This is a genomic window from Streptomyces scabiei 87.22 (assembly GCF_000091305.1).
In the GTDB taxonomy this organism is placed as follows: domain Bacteria; phylum Actinomycetota; class Actinomycetes; order Streptomycetales; family Streptomycetaceae; genus Streptomyces; species Streptomyces scabiei.
The window spans coordinates 2,108,897-2,132,315 of the sequence record NC_013929.1 but is presented as its reverse complement, the minus strand read 5'-3'; the positions used below and the strand labels follow the sequence as shown (position 1 = coordinate 2,132,315).

The following is a 23,419-nucleotide window of genomic DNA, read 5'->3' as shown; positions in this document are numbered from 1 at the left end:
CGTTGTAGGGATGGGCGGGGCCGATCATGCCGTTCAGTGCCAGAATCCAGGCCAGAGGGGTCCAGCTGCTGCTCAGCGGCGTCATGACCCGGGTCCACAAGGACCTGCGCTTCACCGACGTCCCGAAGCGGACGGAAACCCTCCGGGTGGAGACCGGCGCCGGACCGGTCGACTGCACCGTCTACCGCCCGCCGGCCGGCACCCCCGGCCCGGCCCCCGTGTACGTCAACTTCCACGGCGGCGGCTTCGTCGTGGCCCGCCCCGAGCAGGACGACCACATCTGCCGCTTCATAGCCGCCACGGCCGGGTGCGTGGTCGTCAACGTGGACTACGCCGTCGCGCCCCGGCGGACCTTCCCCACCGCCGTCACCCAGGCCTACGACGTCACCGAGTGGGTCGCCGAGAACGGCCCGGCGCACGGCTGGGACGGCTCCCGGCTCGCCGTCGGCGGACACAGCGCCGGAGCCAACCTGACCGCCGGGATCTGCCGTACGGCCCGCGACCGGGGCACCTTCACCCCGCGCCTGCAGATCATCGACTCCGCGCCGCTGGACCAGCTCGCCGACCCGGCCACCAAGCGGTCCCGCATCGCCAAGCCGCTGCTCAGCCCCCAGCTCATGCGGATCTTCACCGCCGCGTACGTCCCCGACCCGGCCGACCTCGCCGATCCCCTGGTCTCGCCCGGACTCGCCGACGACCTCGCGGGACTGCCGCCCGCCCTGGTCATCACCGCCGAGAACGACCGACTGCGCGACGAGGGCGACGCCTACGCCAAGGCCCTCGCGGACGCGGGTGTCCCGGTCACCCACCGCCTGTTCGAGGGCGTCGACCACTACTTCACCCACACCGGCCCGGTACCGGCGGGCAAGGAGGCCATAGCCCTGATGGCCGACACCCTGCGCACCGCCCTCGGCACCACGGTCCCCGACGCCGCCTGACGGCGTCCGCCCGCGGACACCGCATCGTCGTCGACGGCCCAACAGGGCTTGTCCGCAAAGCTGTTGGGCTTCGGAAGCCGCCGACGGCGCTAACCTGGGGCGACGACGGACGAAAGGTGTGACGTGCTGCTCCACACCCGCCGATGGGGCACGGGCGACCGGACGGCTCTGCTCGTGCACGGCATCATGTCCGACTCCCGTACCTGGCGGCGGGTGGCCCCGGCACTCGTGGAACGCGGCTACCGGGTGATCGCCGTCGACCTGCGCGGCCACGGCACCTCGCCGCGCGGTGAGTACAGCCCGCAACTCTTCGCCGACGACCTCGTCGACACCCTGCCCCGGCAGGCGGACCTGGCCCTCGGCCACTCCCTGGGCGGGCTCACCCTGTCCCTCGCCGTGGAGCGGCTGCGGCCCCTGCGGGCGGTCTACTCGGACCCGGCCTGGTCGTCGGCCGACCCCGCCCGGCACATCGGCCCCGAGATCTTCGCCTCCTTCAAGCACGCCACCCGCGGGCAGACCGTCGCGCTCAACCCGCGCTGGGACGCCGAGGACGTCGACATCGAGATGGCCACGCTGGCCGCCTGGGACGCTGCCTCCGCGCACTTCCTCGGCGGCCGTCCGCTCACCGGCTTCGTCCCCGAGCGCCCCGCCGTGCCCTCCCTGGTCCAACTCGCCGACCCCAGCTTCCTGGTCGGGGCCGAGGACACCGACCGGCTCCGGGCGGCCGGCTTCGAGGTGCGTACCGTCGCCGGGGCCGGACACACCATCCACCGCGACGACTTCGACGGTTTCATGAAGTCCCTGGACGGCTGGATCTGACGTCCCGCGCCCGGTCGTGCCCGGTTCGCGCGCGGGGCGTCCGGGCCGGCGTTCACGCCGTGGCGCGCGCCCTCTCCAGCAGCACGGGGTCGTGCGCGTTGACGACGGACAACCCGGGGTCGTCGCGCCCGTGCAGCTCGGCCAGCCGGGCGTGGTTGTCGCGGACCCGCCCCCGGTCGTCCGCCAGCAGCGTCTCCACCGTGCGGAGGGTGCGCGGCACCGGGTGACCGTCGAGCGTGGCCCGGTGGAAGAAGGCGTCACCGGCGTGCAGGATCCAGCGGGGCCCGGTGTCCACCGCGACGCAGGCATGCCCCCTGGTGTGCCCCGGCAGGGAGATCAGGACGATCCCCGGGGCGACGGCGTCGAGTTCCCGGGCGGCGGCGAAGCCGCGCCACGCCTCGCCGTCCGGGGTGTGCTCGACGATCTTCGGGCCGTGGGCCCACTGGACCGGCCGGTACCGGGACCGCTCCCGCCGGGACGGGGAGACCATGGACCCCAGCACCTCGGCGGCGGTCGTGTGCACCTGCGCGTCGGGGAAGTCGGCCAGCCCTCCGATGTGGTCGAGGTCGAAGTGGGTGACGACGACGTGCCGGACGTCGTCACGCCGGAACCCGAGCGCCTCGACCTGACGCGCGGCCGTCTCCTCGGCCCGCAGCACGGGCCTGAGCAGACGCCGGTCCCGCCCCAGCCGTCCCCGGGGGTCGGCGACGTCACGCAGCCCGAACCCGGAGTCCACCAGCACCAGTCCGCCGGGCGCCTCGACGAGCAGGACGTGGCAGACCAGCGCGCCGGTGAGCGGCGGGACCATGGTCCCGCAGTTGAGGTGATGGACCTTCACGGCAGCACCGCTTTCGCGACGTCGGGGGGAGCGCGACGCGGCCCGCTCCCGGCCCTCCTGCCGGAAGACCGGGAGACAGCGTACGGCCACGATCGGGCCGTGCGAAGGACAGCGGGCTCGTACGGGTTCAGTCCCGGTCCGACGGGCTGCCGGCGGCGGAAGCGCCACCTCGGGCGGCTCGGGTGGCACGGGCGAACGCGGCGGCGCCGCCGACGAGCGGGACGTGCACCGACGTACGGGCCAGGTCCAGGGTGAGCGTGGGGGTGCTGGACGGCGGTTCGATGAGGCCCTTGTCCGTGCCCGCGAGGATCAGGGCCAGGCGGTGGCCCTCGGGGACGACATGGTCGGTGGCCGCGAGGTCGAGCGTGATGGTGCAGGCCCTGCCCGGGGTGAGCGGGACCCCCTTGCGGTCGGAGGCGTGGTTGCCGAGGTCGGCCCAGCCGCGGCTGAACACGGTGTGGCCGACGGACCTCTTCTTCGCCCGGGTCGCCTTGAAGCAGGCGCTGTCCCGCTTGGTGCCGCTGCCCCAGCAGGTGCGGTTCGTGAGGGTGGTGATGCCCTCGGCCTTGTGGGTGTAGTCCCGGACGGTGGCGGGGCCGAGGTCGACGAGGACGGCGGACAGATGGGCCGTCGAGGTGGTCGGGGTGGCAGTGACGGTGACCTTGGAGGAGCCGGCCAGACGCAGGTCACGGGTGAGCGGCTCGGTCACGAAGCCGGCCTTCTCGGGCGTCGTGCCGCCGATCCGTGCCGCCCAGTCGTTCTCACCGCGCGCCCGGTCGTCGGTGAACGTCTCGGTGCCGGTGCCGGTGCCGGTGCCGGTGCCGGTGCCCGGGGTCGGGCCGAGGGTTCCGACGCCCGGCCGGCTGCCGGTGGCCGGGTGCAGGGTGGCGGTGTGCGTGGCGCGCGGCGGCCAGAGCTTCGAGGTGGCCCACCGGTCGGGGTGGCGCTCGATGTCGGCCATGGGCTCACGGTCGATGCCGTTGTCGTAGCCGAGGAGTTCGTGGTCGAACCAGCGGTGCAGGGTACGGACCCAGTCGGCGCGCCGGAAGTCGAAGGGGTCGACGTGACCGGTCTGGGAGAGCCAGATCTTGCGCTCGACGCCGTGCTTCGCGAGTGCGTCCCACCACTGCCCGACGTGCTTGGAGCGGACGTTGAGGTCCTGCATCCCGTGGACGAGGAACACGCTCGCGCGTATCTTCGCCGCGTCCTTGATGTAGTCGCGCTCGCTCCACAGGGGCGTCCAGTCACCGCTGCGCGGGGCCCCGTCGATGAGCTTGCGGTCCGTGGCCGCACAGTGCCTGGAGGCGTCGTTGCTCTGCACTGCGAAGGACAGCCAGTCGGGGCCGAACGCGGAGAACGGGGCACCCTTGGCGAAGTAGTAGTCGTACCAGGAGGAGATGGCGCCGATGGGGACGATGGTCTTCAGGCCCTCGACGCCGGTGGCGGCGACGCCGTTGGCGATGGTGCCGTCCCAGCTCTTGCCGATCATGCCCGTGCGGCCGTTGGTCCAGCTCGCCTCGACGGCGGTGCCGCCGCGGCGGCTGGTGTAGGCCCTGGCGCGGCCGTTCAGCCAGTCGATGACGGCCTTCGCGGACCGGATGTCGTTGCGGCCGCCGACATCGACGCAGCCGTCGGAGCGGTTGGTGCCGGCGAGGTCGACACCGACGAAGGCGTAGCCGCGGGGAACGAAGTAGTTGTCGTAGAACAGCGGCATCCGGTCGACGTGCCCACGCTTGTCGTACGTCTTCTTCTGGCTCTCGTTGCCGCGCCCGCAACAGGCGTAGTAGGGGCTGGCTTCCATGATGACGGGGACCTTGCGGCCCTGCCGGGCGGGTTCGCGGGGCCGGACGATGTCGGCGGCCACGCGGTCGTTCCTCCCGTCGAGGTCGCTGTCGAGTCCGGTGTCGACCCAGACGGACTCACGGACGGCACGGGCGTAGGAGTGGACCGGCCGGCTCTCTTTCGGGCCGGCGGCGGCCTGGGCCGCCGCCGCCGGTGTGAGGAGGGTGGCCAGCAGGGTGGCGACGGTCGCGGTCGCGTACGTGACCGGCGCCGTGCGCCGGGGAAATGACGTGGTGCGCGAGTTCTCTGTCCGAGGCATGCGCCCAAGATCGCCGGTCCGGGCGCACCGACGCGTCTGCCGACCTTCCGGACCGTCCCCGCCGATCGGCAGAGCCCGGTGAGCCGACCGGCACCACCCGGAACTCCGGAGCCGCAGCCGGAGCGGGAGTGGGTGCTGGTGCCGATGCCGCCGCCGGGCGTGTCCGCACCGCGTTCCCGCAGCCCGGCGTCCGAGCCGACGGCTGCCGGAGACAGGGCGCCCGCCCGCGACGGCCGAGGGCCACCGGGTCACCCCTGCGGCACCGCGATCGGTCTCGGTGAGGGCCGATCGGCTCGGCGCTCTCCGTCGTTCGGCGGGGGGTGGTCCGGAAACTCGGCAGACGCGTCGGGGCATCCGGACCGGCGACCTTGGTGGCATGACCCAGACAGAGATCTCGCACGACCCGTCACCTCCGCCGCACGCGGCACCGGCCGAGCCCGTCGGCGTGGTCGAACAGCGGCCGTCGGCAGGGCGGTTGGTCGGCGTGGACCTGGCCCGCGCGCTGGCGGTGTTCGGTATGTTCGCCGTCCACGTCGCCCCGCCCGCCGACGACGTGGACGGCTTCGGCGGCTGGCTGCTGGGACTGACCGAGGGCCGCTCGTCGATCCTGTTCGCCACCCTCGCCGGTTTCTCACTGATGCTGATCGCCGGCCGCCGGGAGCCGAAGACCGGCCTGGCCGGCCGGCAGGCGGGGGCCCGGATCGTGATCCGTGCCCTGGTGCTGCTGACACTGGGCACCGTGCTCACGATGCTCAAGACCGGGATCGTGGTCATCCTCGCCTTCTACGGGGTGTACTTCCTGCTGGCGCTCCCCCTGATACGACTGCGGGCCAGGACCCTCGCGATCACCGCCGCCGCACTCGCGCTGATCGGTCCGCAGGCGGCGTTCGGCATGAGGTGGGTGCTGGGGGAGGCGGCGTCGAAGGCCGTCAACACGTACGACCCGATCGACCGGCTCGGCGGTGACGGACTGCTGAGCCTGCTCCGTGACGGCTACTACCCCGCCATCACCTGGATGCCGTTCGTGATCGCGGGCATGGCGCTGGCCCGGCTCGATCTGACCGCCGGGGCGGTGCAGCGCCGGCTGGTCGCGCTCGGCACCGCGCTCATGGCACTGGGATACGGCACCGCCTGGCTGACGGCGAAGCTGTACCCGCCGCTTCTGGAGGGCAAGGCCGAGATGAAGGAGCTGTTCGCGAACCTGGACCCGCAGTCCATCGAGAACCTGGGACCGGGATCGCCGGCCTACGATGCCATTCAGGACATGGCCACGGACAGCCGGAACATCGCCCTGTCGCTGCTGGGCGCCGAGCCGCACAGCGGTACGACCTTCGAGATCCTCGGCGGCCTCGGCGTGGCGATCATCGTGATCGTCTGTGCGACCGTGGCCATGGCCCGGCCGACGTGGCTGCGCCGGGCGGCGAGCCCGCTGATCGCCGTGGGCAGCATGTCCCTGACGCTCTACGTCGCCCACGTCGCGGCCTACACCATGCTGCCCGACGGGGCCACCGACACCTTCGTGCCGCTGCTCGGATTCATCGCCGGAGCGATCCTGTTCGCGACCGTCTGGTCGCGCTTCTTCCGCCGGGGACCGCTGGAGTACCTGCTCAACAGCACCACCAAACTGGCCAAGTTCGTCCGGTGACACACGGCCCGCCAGGGGGCGCCCGCCCGACGCTCGAACGAGACCGGTCCGGGCCGGGCCCGGACACGGTGACCACCTCCCGTGCCCTCGGGTACGCTCGGCGCCGGTCACCGACCACCGGTCCGCAGCGCAGTCCCGCCGCGACCGGTGACCTCGGCCCGGACGACCCGTACGGCCCGCACATGGCTGCGCTCACCGGACGGGCGGGCGCCCGGCCCGTCGACCCCCGTCGTCGCCCTGGAGGTGCCGTGGCCGGCCACACGAAACCCGCCCGGGTCGTCACCGCCGAGCTGGTGACGACCTGGCAGTACCTCTCGGGACAGGGCCGATCGCTGTTGGCGTGGTGGCTGTTCGCGCCCGCCACGGCAATCGTCGTCGGCGTCGTCAGCCTGCCGGAGCAGCCCGCCACGGCGATCGGTCTGCTCACTGCCGCGGTCGCCCTGATCTGCCGGTTCACCAGGCCCGTCACCTCGCTGCTGGTGGGGACCGGCATCACGACAGTGGCCTTGATCTGGCCGAGTACGACCCTGTCGGCCTCTCTCTGGCCGGTGAGTGTGCTGCTCGCCTACGCGGTGGGCCGCCAGGTGCCCGACACCCGCCGCGCCGTGGCCGCCTTGGCGCTCGCCACCGGATGGCAGACCGCCGCCGGCCTGGCCGATCGGATCCTTTCCGGGGCGACGCCCGACCCGAGCGACACCGGCCTCAACGTCGTGATCACCGTGCTGACGGTGGTCCTGCCGGGCGCCATCGGCATGCTGCAGGGGGAGCGGGCCCGCGCCATGGACGCCCTGTACGAACGCAACACCCTGCTGGAACACGCCAACCTGCTCGGCGAGTCGCAGGCCCGCATGCAGGAACGGGCGCGCATCGCGGGCGAGATGCACGATCTCCTCGGGCACCGGCTCAGCCTGATCGTCCTGTACGCCGGGGCCCTGGAGATGCGCACCCGCACCGTGGCCCCCGAGATCAACGAGCAGGCCGACCTGCTGCGGACCACGTCCCGGACCGCACTCGACGAACTCCGCGGCGTCCTGGGCATCCTGCGCCTCGACGGTGCCGAACGCCCCGACGGCACCGATGCGACGGTCGGCACCCGCGAGGATGTCACCGGCCTGGCCGCCGAGGCCCGGCACGCGCACCTGCCCCTCACCCTCACCTGGCACGGCGACGACCTCACCGACGCCGACGCCGGCACCCGTCGAGCGGTGAACCGCATCGTGCGCGAAGCCCTGACCAACGTGCACAAACACGCCCCGGGCGCACCCACGCGGCTGACCGTCACGGTGGACGCCGAAACCGTCACCGTGCAGGTGCGCAACGCCGCCCGCCCGCCCGCCGTCCCGCCGCCCAGCAGCGGCCTCGGACTGGCCGGCCTGCGCGAACGGGTCCGGCTGGCCGGCGGCGACTTCACCGCCGGCACGGACCCGGTCACCGGCGACCACATCGTCACCGCCGAGCTTCCCCTGCACCCCAGGAGCCCGAGCGCGATCGGCCCGGCCGACGGCCGGCCCGTTCCGGCCGACCGGCAGATGCCTCCTCCCGGGGCGAGGGAGATACCGAGGGCGAGGCAGCCGAGGAGGACCAGGACGGCCCTCTCCTGCCTCGCCGCGGTCGCCGTCGTGGTCTGTGGCGGCCTCGGCTTCAGCGTCTACTACCGCATCGACTCCGCCATCTCGCCAGGGATCTACCGGCAGATCAGGACCGGCGACACCCAGGACAGGGTGCGCGAGCTGACGGGCGGGGACAGCGCGGCCGCCCGCGAAGAGGGCCTGGCCGAGCGACCGGCGACACCGGCCGGCACCACGTGCGAGTACGCGATGGTCGAGGGACTGGAGAGCGTCTTCCGCTTCTGCTTCAAGGACGGCAAGCTCACGCAGAAGGACAAGATCCCGAGGCAGTAGGCGCGGCACCGGAGGCTCTGTCCACGCAGGCGGGTGACGGCGGCCCCGCCCCGACAGGCTCTTCGCGTGGCTCGACGGGACGGACGACGCGACGGATGACGAGAAGGATCAGGAACGGCTCTCCGGCGGACGGATCCCGGCGTCGTGCGCCAGGATGGCCGCCTGGACGCGGTTGGTGCAGCCGAGGGCGGAGAGGATGCGGCTGACGTGCGTCTTGGCCGTGCCTTCGCTGATCAGCAGCGCCTTGCCGATCTCGGCGTTGGAGGAACCCTCACGGAGCAGGAGCAGTACGTCACGCTCGCGGTCGGTCAGGGCCGTGACACGGCGCCGCGCCTCGTCGGCCTGGCTCTGGTCACGGCTGACGCAGCGTTCGATCAGCTGCCTGGTGACCCCGGGCGAGAGGACGGGTTCACCGGCGGCCGCCATCCGGACCGCCCTGATCAGATCGTCGGGCGGGGTGTCCTTGAGGAGGAACCCCGCAGCGCCGCAGCGCAGCGCCCGGGTGACGTACTCCTCCTCACCGAACGTGGTCAGCATGACCACGCTGGTCCGCGGGGCCACCGTCCCGATCTCGGCCGCCGCGGCCAGCCCGTCGACGCCGGGCATGCGAATGTCCAGCAGCGCCACGTCGACGAGGTGTCGGCGAGCGAGCTCGACGGCGTCGGCCCCGTTGTCCGCCTCGGCCACGATCTCGATGTCATCGGCGACTTCGAGCACGAACCGGATCCCGGCGCGGATCAGCACCTCGTCGTCGGCCAGAAGCACCCGAATCACTTGCCACCCCACTCTGTCGACCGTGACGACCCCGACGGCCCGCACACGAGCCGGCGCACGGCGGGCGCCACGGGCACCGGCACCTCGATTATCGACGAACGCCGAGGCGGCACCCACCGAACGGCGACATGTGGAGATTCGGGCGGGTCCGGTGACCCGTGCCGGCCCCGTCGCCCTCGGGCGGTCCACGCCGCAGCGCGGCGAGGTCCGTGCGCCGACCTTCTGACCCCCGATGACCCAGAAGTCCCTCATCTGTAACGCGAGATGAGTGTGTGTCAGGTGAGAAGAGGGGTAGTCGCGAGTCGGAAGCGCTTCCCGCTCTGTTCCATTCGCTCACGCTCCTTCGAAGGACGACGCATGCGCAGATCACGGAGAGTGCTGATCCGGCTGGCCACGGGATTGATGGCCCTCGCGATGACGGGCGGTGTCGCGGCACCGGCTTCCGCGGACGAACCGGCCTCGTCCCGGACGGGAACGCGGCAGTACAGCGCGGACGACGACTACTTCGCCGTCTGGTCCCGCGCGGACGCGCTGAAGCTCCGGCAGGACAGGACCAACACCGCCCCCCGTGTGTCGCCGGACTTCCCGGTGATGACCGACAAGGTGTGGGTGTGGGACACCTGGCCGCTCACCAAGCTCACCACCAAGACCGCCACCTACAAGGGCTGGCACGTCATCTTCTCGCTGACGGCTCCGCGCTCGGTGCCCTTCGGCGACCGGCACTGGTACGCGAAGATCGGCTACTTCTACTCGCGTGACGCCAAGAGCTGGAAGTACGGAGGTGATCTGTTCAAGCCCGGCACCTCGTTCGGCTCACGTGAGTGGGCCGGCTCGACGGCGCTCGTCGGCGACAAGGTGTACTCGTTCTACACCGCCTCCGGGCGCGACAACGGCGGCGTCGACCCGAGCGACGCCCTGCAGCGTCTGGCGCAGGCGACCGGCAAGATCCACGCGGACAGGAAGCGCGTGTGGTTCAGCGGCTTCCAGGACCACCGCATCATCGCCGAGGCCGACGGCAAGCTGTACCAGACCTTGCAGCAGTCCCAGGCGGGCCCGATCATCTACGCCTTCCGTGACCCGTTCGTCTTCCGTGACCCCCGGGACCGCAAGATCCACCTCTTGTTCGAGGGCAACACGGGCGGTGTCGCCGGCACGTACCGGTGCACCGAGCGCGACATAGGTGACGTCCCGGCCGGCCATGAGGTGCCGGAGGACGCCAAGTACTACACGGGCAACATCGGTCTGGCCACGGCCGACAGCGGCAGCATGGACAACTGGCGGCTGCAGCCCCCGCTGCTCTCGGCCAACTGCGTGAACCAGCAGACCGAACGGCCCCACCTGGTCATCCGCAACGGCAAGTACTACCTGTTCACCATCAGCCACAAGTTCACGTTCGCGCCCGGACTGAGCGGCTGGGACGGCCTCTACGGCTTCGTTGGACCGTCCCTGCGCAGCGACTACCGGCCGCTCAACGGCAGCGCACTGGTCCTCGGCAACCCGGAGGCCGCCCCGACGCAGCAGTACTCGCACTACGTCATGCCCAACGGGCTGGTGGAGAGCTTCATCGACACCGTCCCGACCGCCGACGGCGGGACCCGCTTCGGCGGCACCCTGGCCCGCACGCTCCTGGTCTCCCTGAAGGGCGACCGGACCAAGCTCGTCAAGCAGTTGGACTACGGCTTCATCCCGTAACCGATCCACAGGTCGGTGCACCCGCCGCGGTCGGCCACGCGCACCATGGCCCCGCGGCGGGTGTGCGCGTAGATGAGGTTGCTCACGTCTCTGACCTGCAAGATTCATCCTTCGCCGATCCTGTCCGGACCGGCACGGCCTCGGCCCGGCGGCGTCATCCCAGCCGGCGTACCGACCGCCGTATCACCAGCTGTGTGCCGAGCACGACGTGGTCATCGGCCGTCAGGCGCTCTCCGCGGCCCAGTGCCAGTCGAACCGCCGTGCGTCCCAGGTCCTCGTAAGGAACCCGAACGGTGGTGAGGGCGGGACTGAGATCGGCGGCGAAGGGGACGTCGTCGAAGCCCACGAGGGACACGTCACCCGGGACGTCCAGACCCGCCTCCCGCAGCGCGGCCAGCGCGCCGGTCGCCACCACGTCCGTACCCGCGAAGACCGCGGTGAAGTCCAGTCCGGCGGCGAGCGCCTCCCGGATTCTCTGGTAGCCCGAAACCCGGGTGTAGGGGCCGGGCAGGTCGAGTTCCTCGGCGGGCGGCACTCCGTGGGCTCGCAGCGCGTGCAACCACCCTTCGCGACGTCGTTCGGCCGTGCTCAGCAGCGGGTCGCCGCCGAGGAAGAGAATGCGTCGGTGCCCGGCGGTGAGGAGATGGTCCACGGCCTGGAAGGCGCCCCCACGGTTGTCGTACTCGATCACTGTGACGGGAAGACCGTCGGGCAGCGACGGCCGGCCGACGAGCACCAGGCGGGACCCTGCGGCGTCCAGGGCCTTGGCGTACCCGGCCATGCGGGAGCGGTACGCGTCGTCCTGCACCGCGCCGCCCACCAGCACCACCGCGCCCGCGTGCTGTTCGCGCATCAGCTGCACGAGGTCGTCCTCGCGGGCCGCGTCCCCGTGCGTGGCGCAGACGAGGCTCAGCCTGCCGCGGTCCGCCGCCTCCTGCTCCACTCCGGCCGCCACATGGGCCAGCGACGGGCCGGTGATGTCCTGGATGACCAGGGCGATGGGGCCGGCCACCCGCCCTGAGAGCGCTTTGGCGTGCACGTTCACCACGTAGTGCAGTGACTCCACGGCGGCCATGACGCGTGCACGTGTGGTGGCGGACACCGGGTAGTTGCCGGCGAGGGTGCGGGAAACGGTTGCTACCGAGACGCCGGCCCGGGTGGCCACATCGCGAATGGTGCTGGGGCGGTCGCCGCCCTGTGTGCCGTTCGGCCCACGCCTGGACCGTCTGGCCTGTCCGCTGTCCGAGGAACTGTTTCCCGCGCTCGTCACAACCCGACGTTACTGCATCCGAACCCTCTTGCGAGGACTGAGTGCGGAAAACTACCGTCCAGGAACAGTAAACGTTTACTCCACCCTGTCACTCGGCATGGTGATGGTGTCGGCGATGCTCGGGCGCGTCCACCTCAGCGGACGCCCCGATCTGCTGACCCCGGGCCGGGCGGCCGTCGTCCGCAGGGCGGGGGACGTCTACAAGACCTACCGCCACCTGCTGCCGCACGCCGAACCGCACTGGCCGCTGGGCCTGCCCGGCTGGCGCGACGGCTGGCTCGCCCTGGCACTGAGGACCGACGGCGGTCCGACGCTGCCGGCCCTGTGGCGCCGGGACGGAGCCGCGGAGAGCGTCACGGTGCCCCTCCCGGGAGACGGTCGGCCGCGGGTGCTGTTCGAGGCGGGGAGGAGGGCGGAACTCGTGGAGGACGACGCCGGCCGCACGCTGAAGGTGACCCTGCCGGCCGAGCGGTCGGCAGTGCTCATCGCCCTCGATCCCGAGCGTTCCTGAGCCACGCACGGCATACGCCGGCCCTGTGGCTCCCGGACGAGACCGGAGGCGACAGGGCCGGCGCTTCCTCGCGCACCCGCTCAGCGTCTGCGCAGCACCACCGTGGTGCCGGGCTTCACGGTCAGCTCGGCGCCGTCCCTCACCTTCGCGCCGCTGCCGAGATTCACGGAGTCGCCGAAGCCCTCGGTGGCGAGTGTGTAACTCCGGTCGTCTGTGGTGTTCATGGCGATCAGGTACGGGCCGTACGCGCACCGGTAGAAGGAGGCGCGTCCGGCGTACGGGGTTTCCACGCCCGGCGGAGAGTCGGGTACGTCGTCCGGTGCCTTGGCCAGGGGCAGCACCTGTCCGGCGAACGCCTGGTGCAAGGGGGCGCCGGGAGGCGGGAAGCCGCCGCCGGGGAGGTTCAGGTCGGCCACGCCGAACTCGAAGTTGACCCAGTCGGGCTCGGTCGCGGCGCGGCCGTCGGGGACGTACTTCACGTCCTGCCCCACGGTCGCCGAGCGTTCGATGCCGTCGGCGTCGATGAGGTGGACGCGGGCGAGCCGGTTGACGCCCCAGCGGGCCCGCCAGTACAGCGAGGCGTAGAGGATCTCGTCGCCGTGCTTGACGGCGACCACGCCGTTCTCCTCGTCGGAGAAGACGAAGCCGGGTTGTCCGGGGGTCATGGGCAGACGGGTGCCGTCGTCCGCGGCGCCACTGACGTACGCGTGGTCGTCGGCCGTGGTCAGCAGGTTGAGGTTGGTCCGGGACGTGGCTCCCAGGTCGTAGGTCTCCTTGAGCACGTGGAAGACCTGGTTGTCGGTGAGGGACTGCCGCGCGTACGCGGTGATGTCGGGGTCCTTCAGCAGGGCGGCGAGCCGCATCGGGTGGCCGTCCCACTTGCTGCCCTCGTCGTAGGCGATCACTCCGGGGTACTCGGGGTCGCGCCAGCCGATGACGGCTTCGATGCGCATGGTCCGGTAGCCGTCGGTGTCCAGCGCCGGGTGGTGGAAGACCGCGCGGGCCTTGACCATCTTGACCAGGTGCGCGCGGAGCTCGTCGTCGTCGACGCCGCCGACGCCGATGACCGCGTCGTACACGAGCGCGAGCCAGTCCTGCAGCTCGCCGTAGTTCCCGGCGTAGCCGAGCTCCTTGGAGATGCCGGCCCTGGTGACCTGGTGGTAGGCGCCGCCCAGGGGCTTCGTCGGGGTGCCGTCGGCCTTCTCGGCGCCGAGCCAGGGCGTCATGCCCACGGACTGGTGGATGTAGGCGCGTGCCTTGGTCTCGCCCCACGCGTCGGCCGAGCCGAGGAGGCTCAGGCCGCGGTCGGCGAGGTAGAGGCCGATGGCGCAGATGATGGCCTGGTTGGTGTACTGCGGCCAGTTCTGCCGCCAGTACTCGCGGCTGTCCCGCAGCATCTTCGTCCACGCGTCGCGGCGGATCACGGGTGTGGCGGTCGCCGTGGCGGGCGGGGTGAGGGTGAGGTCGTCGAACCAGGCGGTACCCGCCGTCGCCAGGCGGACCTGGACCTCGGCCTGGGTGGCGGTGGCGGGGGTGGCCAGGGTGGCGGTCACGTGCTCCCAGTCGTGGGTGCCCGCCGAGGCGTAGAACTTGTGGTCGCCGCCGACGAGGGCGCCGGACCCGTTGAAGAAGAGCACGTCCAGATAGGCGCCGTCGGCGCCGACGCCGTCGGTCTTGATCCAGGCGCCGTAGGTGTAGGTGCCCTGCTCCAGCGGGACGCGGGCGCCGGGGGCGAGGCCCACGGTGCCCGCGAAGGGGACGGTCACTTTCGCCGAGGCCGTACCGCCGCGCGAGACGGTGGTGTCGCGGCGGACGGTGCCGCTGCCCGACCAGGTCACCGAACGCCAGCCGGTGGGGGAGGTGGTGCCGAACTCGAAGCCGGCGTTGGTGAGGGTGCCCGGGGAGCCGATGACCGGTTCGTCGAGCAGTGGCTCGTAGGCGTCGCCGAGCAGCAGCAGGACCAGGCCGAGGCGGCCCAGGCCCATCCACTGCTGGGCGGAGTCGGTCATCACCGTCCGGTCGCCGAGGTACTTCCAGTACAGGGCGTCCAGGCTGCTGGTGATCTGCAGGGGGACGGCGCTGTCGTGGTACGCGGCGGTGGACGGCATCGCGTAGGCCCGTGCCAGGAACTCCAGGTACCAGGGGTCCAGCTGCGGAGAGGTCCGGGACGCCTCGGCGGCGGCCTGGGCCACCACCCGGGCGCTGATGGTGTCCACGACCTCCTTGCCGGGGGAGGGGCGCAGCCGGACGCCGGGCAGGGTGCCGGTGACGTCGTGGCGGTCCAGCCGGAAGTACGGCTCCCGGTGGGTGTAGAGCCGGTAGACGCCCCGGCTGGGGCGGGTCATGGGCTTGTAGTAGTCGGCCGCGGACTGCGCGTACCCGGAGATGCGGCCCATGGAGCGGATCTCCAGGGAGACCGAGCGCTTGCCGTGGGTCAGGTCGGTCGGCAGCGGCAGCGTGTGGAAGTAGAACCGTTCCGGGGTGCGCGGGTCGTCGGCGGCGATGTCGAGGGGGTCGACGGCTCCGAGGTGGTAGTGGCCGACCTGCTTGCCCTCGGCGAACAGCTGCAGCCGGCCGAGGTCCTCACCCGCGTCCGATCCCCACAGTTTGATCGTCACGTAGGTGGTGCCCTTGGGGCGGCAGGCCATGGTCACGGCCAGGGTGCCGCCCCAGAAGTCCGCGGTGTCCTTGGGCCTGAGCACCCGGGCCGACTGCCCGAGGCCGCCGGTGACGACGTCGGAGAGTGTGGCCGTCAGCCTGTGCTGCGTCTCGGACGTGCTGTCGCCGAGGACGAGCGTGTCGAGGGCACGCGGCGCCTGCTTCCCGTCGGTGAGGAGAGCCGGCGGAGACAGCGCGTCGGCGGGGGCGGCCTGCCAGAGCTGGCCGACGGTGAGGGCGCCGGCGGTGCCGGCCGCCGCTTTGAGCAGGGATCTGCGCTGAAGGGCTTCGGACACGAGGAATTCCTTTCGGGTGCGGCTGCGGCCACCCGGGGTGGTGGCCGCCCGGCGCGGGCGCGCCGCGTCGACGGGGCATCGAGTGCGGCGGAGTGCCGTGCGACGGGCTGGTGAGGGAGGAGTCGGAGAGCCTCTGTGAGGGGGAGACGGGCTCAGGCGCTGATGGCGAGTTCGGCGCGGCGGACCGCGTGGGCGGGTGCGAGACCGGCCGTGAGGCGTTCCAGCTCCTCCACGGCCGTACGGCCGAGGCGGGCCAGTTCGTTGCCGAGGGAGCCGGCGATGTGCGGGGTGAGGAAGACGTTGGGGAGCCGGTAGAGCGGGGAGCCGGCGGGCAGCGGCTCGGGCTCCGTGACGTCGAGCACGGCACTGAGCCGGCCGGAGACGAGTTCGTCGGTGAGCGCGTCGGAGTCGACGAGACTGCCGCGCGCGGTGTTGATCAGGACACCTCCGTCGGGCATCAGGGCGAGCCGTTCGCGGCTGAGCATCCGGTAGGTCTCCGGGATGTCGGGCGCGTGCACACTGACGATGTCGCTGGTGCGCAGCAACTCGTCGAGCGGCAGCGGTTCGGCGCCGAGCGCGCGGGCCTCGGCCTCGGGGACGTACGGGTCGTACAGGCCGACCCGAAGATCGAAGGGGCGCAGCAGTTCCAGCAGGCGGCGGCCCACCCGGGAGGCGCCGACGACACCGACCCGGCGGCCGAGGTTGCCGACGGCGGTGTACTCGCCGGGGGCGGGGTACGCGCGCTCGGCGCGGAAGCGTTCGCGGAGCCCGAAGGCGTCCTTGCCGGCGAGCAGGATGGCGGCGAGCGTGTACTCCGCGACCGGGAGGGCGTTGGCGGCGACGGCGTTGGAGAGGGTGAGCCCGCGGTCCCAGAAGGCGTCCCCGACAAGGCTGCGCACACTTCCACCGGTGTGCAGGACGGCTCGCAGCCGGGGCGCGGCGTCCAGCACACCGGCGCCGAGGTGCGGGCAGCCCCAGCCGGTGATCAGCACGTCGGCGGTGGACAGCGCCCGGGCCGCCGCCGGCTCGGCGAAGTCCCGCAGGACGAGGCCCTGGTCGATCGTCGCGAGCTCCCGCAGCCGGGCCATCAGGGGCGGGGGGAAGAGCTCGGGGAGGTGCACGGGGTTCATCGCGAACACGGCGACGGGCGGCGGTGAGGTGGGCATGACGCTCCTGCATGGCGATGAAGGGGAGCGAACCGGACAGCGCGGTTCAGTAAACGTATTCCACGCTACGGAGAGGGCGAGGGGCCGGTCAATATGCGAATGACGGTAACCTGGACGACGCGACTGATCACGGAGAGTGTGAATGCTCCGTAATATGCGAGGTCAGGCGGCTGTTGAAGTAACGGCTCGGCAAGATTGGTGAAACAATCTCAATCCACCCTCTTGTGCCTGAGTCGCCCGGGGCCTACGGTCCACGACAGCAAACGGTTACTTTTCTCGGGCAGTGGATGCGGATTCCCTGTCCCGTCTCGTCTCTGACCGCGCCGGCACCCCCACCGCGAGCGCCGTCCAGTTCCCTGCGTGGAGGACCGATGTCCCAGTTCCGTACCAGAGCCCTCGCCTCGGCCGCCGCCGCGGCCTCTCTGTCCCTGTTGCTCGCCGGGTGCGGGGGCGGCGACGGCTCCGACTCCGCGGCCAAGAGCACCAAGGGCAAGGTCACGCTGGAGTTCTGGAGCTGGACCGACGGCATCGAGGCCCAGACCGAGGTGTGGAACAAGGAGCATCCCGACACTCAGGTCAAGTTCGTCAACGCGGCGGGCGACACCGTCTACCAGAAGCTGCGGGCCGCGGTGAACGCGGGCACCGCGCCCTGTCTGTCCAAGATGGACGGGATGAACCTGGCGAGCTTCGCCGCCGACGGCCTGCTGACCGACATCACCGAGACGGCGGCCCGGTACAAGGGCGCGTACACGGTCCCCGCGTGGAACGCGGTCAGCCCCGGTGGCACCACGTTCGGTATCCCGATGGGCTCCTCGCCGCTGTTCACCGCCTATCGCGCCGACCTCTTCGAGAAGTACGGCATCCAGGCGCCCAGGACCTGGGACGACCTGATCGCCGCCGGCAAGAAGGCGCAGAGCCGGAACAAGAACGTCAAGATCTTCAACATGGCCGGCGAGGACCCGAGCACCCTGGTCGACCTGTCCTGGCAGGCCGGCGCCCAGTGGTACAAGGTCGACGGCGACCACTGGGTCATCGACTTCACCTCGCCCGACGCCCTGAAGGCCGGTGACGTCGTGCAGCGGCTCGTGGACGACGGCCTGGCCTCCAGCGCCTCCTACGCCGACCCGGGCGTCTTCAAGACCTGGGACCTCGGCAGGACGATCGCGATGACCACCTCCACCTGGCAGCTGCCGATCTACGACACCAACTTCCCCAAGTCGAAGGGCAAGTGGGAACTCGCCGACGCCCCCGTCTTCGACACCGCCCGGCCGCGCACCTCCAGCAACTTCGACACCACCGCCGTCCTCAAGGGCTGCAAGTACCCGGACCGCGCCGCCGAGTTCGCCGCCTGGCTGTCCAGCAGCAAGGAGTCGCTGACGACGCTCACCGACCCGGCCTCCAAGTCGGGCCTCTTCCCGGCGGTCAAGGACGTCTCCCCGTACGTGGACAAGATCATCCCCAACGGGATGTTCAACGGGAGGTCCGACAGCGCGAAGGTGATCACCACGGCCGCCTCCCGGGTCGGCGACCAGTGGCAGTACGGCCCGAACTACGCCCCCATGTACTCCGAGATGCAGAAGCAGTGGGGCCGGGTCATGAAGGGGGAGCTGAAGGTGAAGGACATGCTGGCCTCGCTGCAGAAGTGGACCCTGGACGACCTGAAGTCCAAGGGCATCAAGGCCGTCGCCGGAAGCTGACCCGTCCCGTAGGCACCACGTCTGGAGACACCCGTGTCCACCCTGACGCGACCCGCGCAGGTCGCCACCGACTCCCCGGGCCGGCGGCCCTCCCCCCGCCGGCCCGGGCGAAGGGGAGCCCGCAAGGGGCTGCTCTTCGCACTGCCCTTCCTGCTGGGCTTCCTGGCCACCTACGTCGTACCGATCGGCTACGCCTTCAGCCAGAGCCTGTACGAGAAGAAGAGCAGCGGTCTCGGCTTCGGCCCGACGCGGGTCGTCTTCACCGGCTTCGCCAACTTCTCCTCGGTCCTGGGCGACACCGCCTTCTGGACCAGCATGCTGCGCACCCTGGCCTTCGGCACCGTCCAGCTCACCGTGATGCTCGGGCTGTCCCTGCTGCTCGCCCTGCTGCTGGACGGGGTGGCCGCCCGCGCGGTGCGCTTCTTCCGGGCGGCGCTGCTCATCCCGTACGTCGTACCCGCCGTGGTGTCGACCGTGATGTGGCTGTTCCTCTACAGCCCGACCGGCTCCCCGCTGCTCGACATGGCCCACGGCGCGGGCACGGACATCGACTTCTTCGGCGGCCTCAACACCTACCTCTCGCTGGGCAACCTGCTCACCTGGCAGGGGGTCGGCTTCAACATGATCCTGATCTCCGCCGCGCTCCAGGCACTGCCGCGCGAGCTGTACGAGGCGGCCCGCCTGGACGGAGCACGCGAGTGGCGGATCGCCTGGTCCATCAAGATCCCCAACATCACCGGGATCCTTGTCCTGACAGGCATGTTCTCCCTGATCGGCCGGCTGCAGCTGTTCGCCGAGCCGCTGCTGCTCCGCCAGATCGCGCCGGAGTCGATCAACACCGACTTCACTCCGATGATGGAGATCTACGACAAGGCGTTCAAGACCGGCAACTACCAGTACGCCGCCGCCGAGTCGCTGATCCTTGCCGTGGTCACCGGGATCATCGCCTTCGTCTTCTACCGCGTCACGAACAGGAAGATGTCATGAGCAGCATCGTCGACGGCGGCGCGGTGCGCCCCACCCGCCGGGCGGTGGCCCTGACCACCGGCCTGCTGGTCCTCTTCCTGCTCTACTCGCTCGCCCCCACCTGGTTCCTGGTCGTCTCCGCGACCAAGAACCAGACCGACCTCTACTCCACCTTCGGCCTGTGGTTCTCCGACAACCATCTGGGCGGCAACCTCAAGGACATCTGGACCTACCACGACGGGGTCTTCACCCGATGGATGGGCAACTCGGTCCTGTACTCCACCCTGGGCGCGGCGGGCTGCACCCTCGTCTCACTGGCCGCCGGGTACGCGATGTCGAAGTTCGATTTCCGGGGCCGGGGCGCGCTCTTCGCGGTCATCGTGGGCGCCTCGCTGCTGCCGAGCACCCTGCTGGCGTTCCCGCTCTACCTCGTCTTCGCGAAGATCGGCCTGACCGACACCATCTGGTCGATCCTCGTCCCGTACTTCATCAACCCCTTCGCGGTCTACCTGGGGAAGGTGTACGCGGACAGTTCCGTGCCCACCGAGCTGATGGAGGCCGCCCGCATCGACGGCGCGGGCGAGTTCAGGATCTTCTGGACGGTGGCGCTGCGACTGATGCGGACCGGCGGCATCACCATCTTCATGCTCGTCTTCATCGACATCTGGAACAACTTCTTCCTGCCGCTGTTCATGCTCACCGGAGAGCGGACGTTCCCCGTCAGCCTCGGCCTGTACTCCTGGCTCCAGCAGGCCCAGACCGCCCGGGACATGAACACCCTCGTCCTGACCGGATCCCTGCTGTCCATCGTGCCGCTCGCGGTCTTCATGTTCTCGCTGCAGAGGTACTGGCGCAGCGGCATCCTCATGGGCAGCCTCAAGTGAGGTACGCGTGATCCACAACCCCGTCCTGCGCGGCTTCGAACCCGACCCGGCCATCCTGCGGGTCGGCGACGACTTCTACATCGCCACGTCCACCTTCGAGTGGTACCCCGGGGTACGCCTCCACCACTCCCGGGACCTGGTCGACTGGCGTCCCCTGGGCGGCGTCCTGGACAGCAGGCGCCTGCTCGACCTCACCGGGGTACCGGACTCCGGCGGCGTCTGGGCCCCCGGACTGTCGTACGCGGACGGCCTGTTCCACCTCGTCTTCACGGTCGTCGACACCTACGCCGAGGGCTGGAAGGACCTGCCCAACCACGTCACCACCGCCCCCGCCGTCGAGGGCCCCTGGTCGGACCCCGTACCGCTGCACGGACGCGGCTTCGACGTGTCCCTCTTCCACGACCACGAGGGCGACGGCCGCAGCTGGCTGCTCAACATGCGCTACGACTGGAGGCCCGGGTACACGTCCTTCGCGGGCATCGAACTCCAGGAGTACGACCGCACGACCCGTTCCCTGCGCGGCGAGGTCCGGACGATCTCCGTGGGCACCGCCGCCGGGGTCGCCGAGGGCCCGCACCTCTACCACCGGGACGGCTGGTACTACCTGGTGCACGCCGAGGGCGGCACCGGCTACGAACACGGGGCGGCCGTAGCTCGCTCCCGCGACCTCTTCGGGCCCTACGAGCCCAACCCCGCGGGCCCCCTGCTCACCTCCCGGTACGACCCGAAGCTGGAACTGCAGAAGGCCGGCCACTGCTCCCTGGTCCAGACGCAGAAGGGCCAGTGGTACGCGGCACACATCACCGCTCGCCCCTACGGTGAGCGCGGACGCTGCGTACTGGGACGGGAGACCGCACTGCAGCCGGTGACCTGGACCGAGGACGGCTGGCCGCGCATCGCGGACGCCGTCCCGGCCGTGACCGTACCCGCGCCCGATCTGCCGTCCGCCCCCGCGCCGGAGCGGTCCACCACGGACCGGTTCGAGGTGCTGGGCCCCGACTGGTCCACCCTGCGCCGCCCGGCCGGGCCCGACTGGATCGAACCCGCCCCCGGGCGGCTTCGCATCCGGGGCGGCCAGTCGCCCGCGGGCCGTCGCGCCCCCAGCCTGGTCGCCCGCCGCGTCACCGCGCGGCAGTGCGTCTTCGAGACCGAGGTCATCTTCGCGCCCCGCACCCCCGACCACCTCGCCGGACTGACCGCCTACTACAACACCCGCAACTGGCACTACCTGTACGTCACCGCCGAGGACGACGGCTCCCCGGCGCTCCGGGTCCTGAGCTGCGAGGCCGGGAAACCGACCGCACACCCGTCCCGGGTCCCCCTCGAAGCGGGCCGCCCCGTTCTGTTGCGGGCCGAGTTCGACGGCCCCGACCTGCGCTTCTCCTACGACACCGGCTCCGGCGGTCTCCACGCGCCGGGACCGTGCCTCGACGCCACCGTCCTGTCGGACGAGCACGCCGACGAGTTCCACGACGGACAGCTGAGGGTCCTCGGCTTCACCGGCGCGATGGTGGGGCTGTGGGTGCAGGACCTCGACGGAGCCGGCGTCCACGCGGACTTCGCCCATGCCACCTACCGGGCCGCGCCGGACGGCAGCCGATGACCCTCCTCGACCTCGGCCGCATCCGTCTGTTCTGCACCTCGCAGGGCCCGTCCGGCGCGCCCACGCTGCTGTTCGTCCACGGCTGGGGCGGCGACGGACGGGAGTGGTCACCGCACGCCGAGGCGCTGAGCGACGGCTTCCGCGTCCTCGTCCCCGACCTGCGCGGCCACGGCCGCTCCGAGGTCCCGGACCTGGGCAACACCCCGCAGGAGATGGCCGACGACCTGGCGGCCCTGATCGACACCACGAACACCGGGCCGGTGACCGCAGTCGGTCACTCCATGGGCGGCCAGGTCGTCAACCTGCTCGCCGTCCGCCATCCGCACCACGTCCGGTCGGTCGTCGTCCTGGACCCGGCCCACGGGGCGCACGGCGAGGAGGTCGACCGGATGCCCGACCGGCTCGCCGCGTACGAGGAGCACGGAGCCCGCGCCGCCGCCGCCTTCGTGGCCGGGGCGTTCTCCCCGGAGGCCCAGCCCGGTCTGCGCACCGCGCACGTCCGCACCATGCTGGGCACCCCCGACCACGTCATCGCCCAGAGCTACGCGGGCATGTACACCGAACCCGGCGCCGTCGGCGTCCGTCCGCACAGCGAGGCCCACCTGCGCCGCCGCTCTCAGCCGGCCCTGACCGTGTGGACGTCCGCGGAGGCCGCCGCATGGGAGCGCGGCACCCTGCACGTGCCCGGCTCCCGCGTGGAGCACTGGCCGCACACCGGGCACTACCTGCACGAAGAACGAACGGAACGCACGATCCGCCTGATCCGTGACTGGGCGACGGGGGAGAGACCCGACTGAAGCCGCATGGGGCATGCGCCGGAGGCGGGAGCCCACCACGGCGGCTGCACGACGACCGCAGGTCCGGCGCGCCCGACCGGACATCACCCGGGCCTGCGATGTGGCTCGCACATCCGCCGGTTCGGTCCATGACCAGCGCGGACACCTGCTGCCTGAATGGACCCGGCAGGCCGACAGGCAACAGCAACGAATGGCTATGTCCTCGTCTCGCGTGTCATCAGGTAGGTGTTCCCGCTGTCGGGGTCGCCGTAGAAGAAGAACAGCTTCACCTCGTCGTGCTGATTGCGATCCACGTAGAAGGACCATGCGTAGGTCGACGGGGGCTCAGGAGCCGCGGAGGCGGCGGCCGTTGCGGGTGAACGGCTCTCCACCCGGGTTCGGTCCTTCAGTGCGAGCCGGACGGCCTGTCCGCCGTGGCCGTCGGTCAGTTGCCAGGTTCCCGTACCGGAGAAGCGCCAGCCGTCGTCGAAGTCGAAGTCCTGCCCGTCGAGCCTCTCGACGAGAGCCGTTCCGTCTGTGCGAAGCACCACGCGGGTCCCCTCGGCATTCTCCCAGCCCCCGGCGACTTCGGTCCGCGTGGCGTCGTGGATCCCGGTTCCCTCGTAGTACTGATACGGGCCCGCGCACGCAGTCAGAGCAGCCAGAACCAGCATCGAGCCACCGAGAACCGCCCCCCACGCACGCAGCCTGCTTCCGTCCGCCACCAGGTCCTCCCGTCCCCGGACCGTCTCGGCCCACTGATGAGAGCCGGTCATGGAGAGGTACCTTGTCAGATTCTTTGAACGTGTTCAAATGTGCGGCAAGGGCTGACGCCGTGGCACCCGCGGCTCGCTCATGGGCACCTTGGGTGTCGACGCACTACC

At 71.1% G+C, this 23,419-nt stretch carries 18 protein-coding genes; 11 read left to right on the top strand and 7 right to left on the bottom strand.

All coding sequences use genetic code 11. The features are described from left to right. The first annotated feature begins 26 nt into the window (after positions 1–26). Together SCAB_RS08935 and SCAB_RS08930 are read left to right on the top strand one after the other, a co-directional pair. Positions 27–938 carry an alpha/beta hydrolase gene (locus tag SCAB_RS08935; RefSeq protein ID WP_037724202.1) on the top strand — a complete coding sequence of 304 codons (912 nt, stop codon included), beginning with the start codon at positions 27–29 and terminating at the stop codon, positions 936–938. Positions 939–1,061: 123 nt separating this feature from the next. After that, positions 1,062–1,757 carry an alpha/beta fold hydrolase gene (locus SCAB_RS08930; RefSeq protein ID WP_012999737.1) on the top strand — a complete coding sequence of 232 codons (696 nt, stop codon included), beginning with the start codon at positions 1,062–1,064 and terminating at the stop codon, positions 1,755–1,757. A gap of 52 nt (positions 1,758–1,809) precedes the next feature. On the opposite strand, the gene SCAB_RS08925 is transcribed toward SCAB_RS08930, so the two are convergent. Next, on the bottom strand, positions 1,810–2,595 hold the full coding sequence (locus SCAB_RS08925; RefSeq protein WP_012999736.1) for an MBL fold metallo-hydrolase: 786 nt from the start codon (positions 2,593–2,595) through the stop codon (positions 1,810–1,812). A 127-nt stretch (positions 2,596–2,722) separates the two neighbouring features. After that, the gene (locus SCAB_RS08920; RefSeq protein ID WP_012999735.1) at positions 2,723–4,696 is read right to left on the bottom strand and encodes a Xaa-Pro dipeptidyl-peptidase; all 1,974 of its coding nucleotides are present in this window, start codon (positions 4,694–4,696) and stop codon (positions 2,723–2,725) included. A 376-nt stretch (positions 4,697–5,072) separates the two neighbouring features. On the opposite strand from SCAB_RS08920, the gene SCAB_RS08915 reads away from it, so the two are divergent. Both SCAB_RS08915 and SCAB_RS08910 read left to right on the top strand, forming a co-directional pair. Then, entirely contained in the window at positions 5,073–6,341 is a 1,269-nt protein-coding gene (locus SCAB_RS08915; RefSeq protein ID WP_012999734.1) for a DUF418 domain-containing protein, read from the top strand. 182 nt (positions 6,342–6,523) lie between these two features. Continuing rightward, the gene (locus tag SCAB_RS08910; protein ID WP_106437389.1) at positions 6,524–8,242 is read left to right on the top strand and encodes a sensor histidine kinase; all 1,719 of its coding nucleotides are present in this window, start codon (positions 6,524–6,526) and stop codon (positions 8,240–8,242) included. A 108-nt stretch (positions 8,243–8,350) separates the two neighbouring features. On the opposite strand, the gene SCAB_RS08905 is transcribed toward SCAB_RS08910, so the two are convergent. Then, positions 8,351–9,016, bottom strand: coding sequence for a response regulator (locus SCAB_RS08905; RefSeq protein WP_037724206.1), 666 nt, complete (start codon positions 9,014–9,016; stop codon positions 8,351–8,353). Positions 9,017–9,373: 357 nt separating this feature from the next. Here SCAB_RS08905 and SCAB_RS08900 point away from each other — a divergent pair, with 357 nt between their 5' ends. Further along, positions 9,374–10,708 carry a glycoside hydrolase family 68 protein gene (locus SCAB_RS08900; protein WP_106437242.1) on the top strand — a complete coding sequence of 445 codons (1,335 nt, stop codon included), beginning with the start codon at positions 9,374–9,376 and terminating at the stop codon, positions 10,706–10,708. Positions 10,709–10,862: 154 nt separating this feature from the next. On the opposite strand, the gene SCAB_RS08895 is transcribed toward SCAB_RS08900, so the two are convergent. After that, entirely contained in the window at positions 10,863–11,873 is a 1,011-nt protein-coding gene (locus tag SCAB_RS08895; protein WP_231884916.1) for a LacI family DNA-binding transcriptional regulator, read from the bottom strand. A gap of 202 nt (positions 11,874–12,075) precedes the next feature. Between SCAB_RS08895 and SCAB_RS08890 the strand changes: the two genes are divergently transcribed. After that, positions 12,076–12,489: a hypothetical protein gene (locus tag SCAB_RS08890; RefSeq protein WP_041668979.1), complete on the top strand. Its 414-nt coding sequence runs from the start codon at positions 12,076–12,078 to the stop codon at positions 12,487–12,489. 80 nt (positions 12,490–12,569) lie between these two features. On the opposite strand, the gene SCAB_RS08885 is transcribed toward SCAB_RS08890, so the two are convergent. Then, positions 12,570–15,443, bottom strand: a complete 2,874-nt coding sequence (locus SCAB_RS08885; RefSeq protein ID WP_012999728.1) for a hypothetical protein — start codon at positions 15,441–15,443, stop codon at positions 12,570–12,572. Between the two features lie 152 nt (positions 15,444–15,595). Beyond that, positions 15,596–16,609, bottom strand: coding sequence for a hydroxyacid dehydrogenase (locus SCAB_RS08880; protein WP_012999727.1), 1,014 nt, complete (start codon positions 16,607–16,609; stop codon positions 15,596–15,598). A 371-nt stretch (positions 16,610–16,980) separates the two neighbouring features. Between SCAB_RS08880 and SCAB_RS08875 the strand changes: the two genes are divergently transcribed. The 5 genes from SCAB_RS08875 to SCAB_RS08855 are packed head-to-tail and all read left to right on the top strand — an operon-like array spanning position 16,981 to position 22,556. Then, positions 16,981–18,306 (top strand): ABC transporter substrate-binding protein, encoded by a 1,326-nt coding sequence (locus tag SCAB_RS08875; RefSeq protein ID WP_012999726.1) that lies wholly within the window; start codon positions 16,981–16,983, stop codon positions 18,304–18,306. Positions 18,307–18,339: 33 nt separating this feature from the next. After that, positions 18,340–19,293, top strand: a complete 954-nt coding sequence (locus SCAB_RS08870; RefSeq protein ID WP_012999725.1) for a carbohydrate ABC transporter permease — start codon at positions 18,340–18,342, stop codon at positions 19,291–19,293. Continuing rightward, positions 19,290–20,156, top strand: coding sequence for a carbohydrate ABC transporter permease (locus tag SCAB_RS08865; RefSeq protein WP_012999724.1), 867 nt, complete (start codon positions 19,290–19,292; stop codon positions 20,154–20,156). The genes SCAB_RS08870 and SCAB_RS08865 overlap by 4 nt, the downstream gene beginning before the upstream one ends. Before the next feature lie 7 nt (positions 20,157–20,163). Continuing rightward, entirely contained in the window at positions 20,164–21,759 is a 1,596-nt protein-coding gene (locus SCAB_RS08860; RefSeq protein ID WP_012999723.1) for a glycoside hydrolase family 43 protein, read from the top strand. Beyond that, positions 21,756–22,556, top strand: a complete 801-nt coding sequence (locus SCAB_RS08855; protein WP_012999722.1) for an alpha/beta fold hydrolase — start codon at positions 21,756–21,758, stop codon at positions 22,554–22,556. Before SCAB_RS08860 ends, SCAB_RS08855 begins: the two co-directional genes overlap by 4 nt. Before the next feature lie 194 nt (positions 22,557–22,750). Here the strand turns inward: SCAB_RS08855 and SCAB_RS08850 are convergent, their stop codons facing one another. After that, a complete protein-coding gene (locus SCAB_RS08850) occupies positions 22,751–23,311 on the bottom strand; it encodes a hypothetical protein (RefSeq protein ID WP_012999721.1) in 561 nt (186 codons plus the stop codon). Between the last annotated feature and the right edge of the window lie 108 nt (positions 23,312–23,419).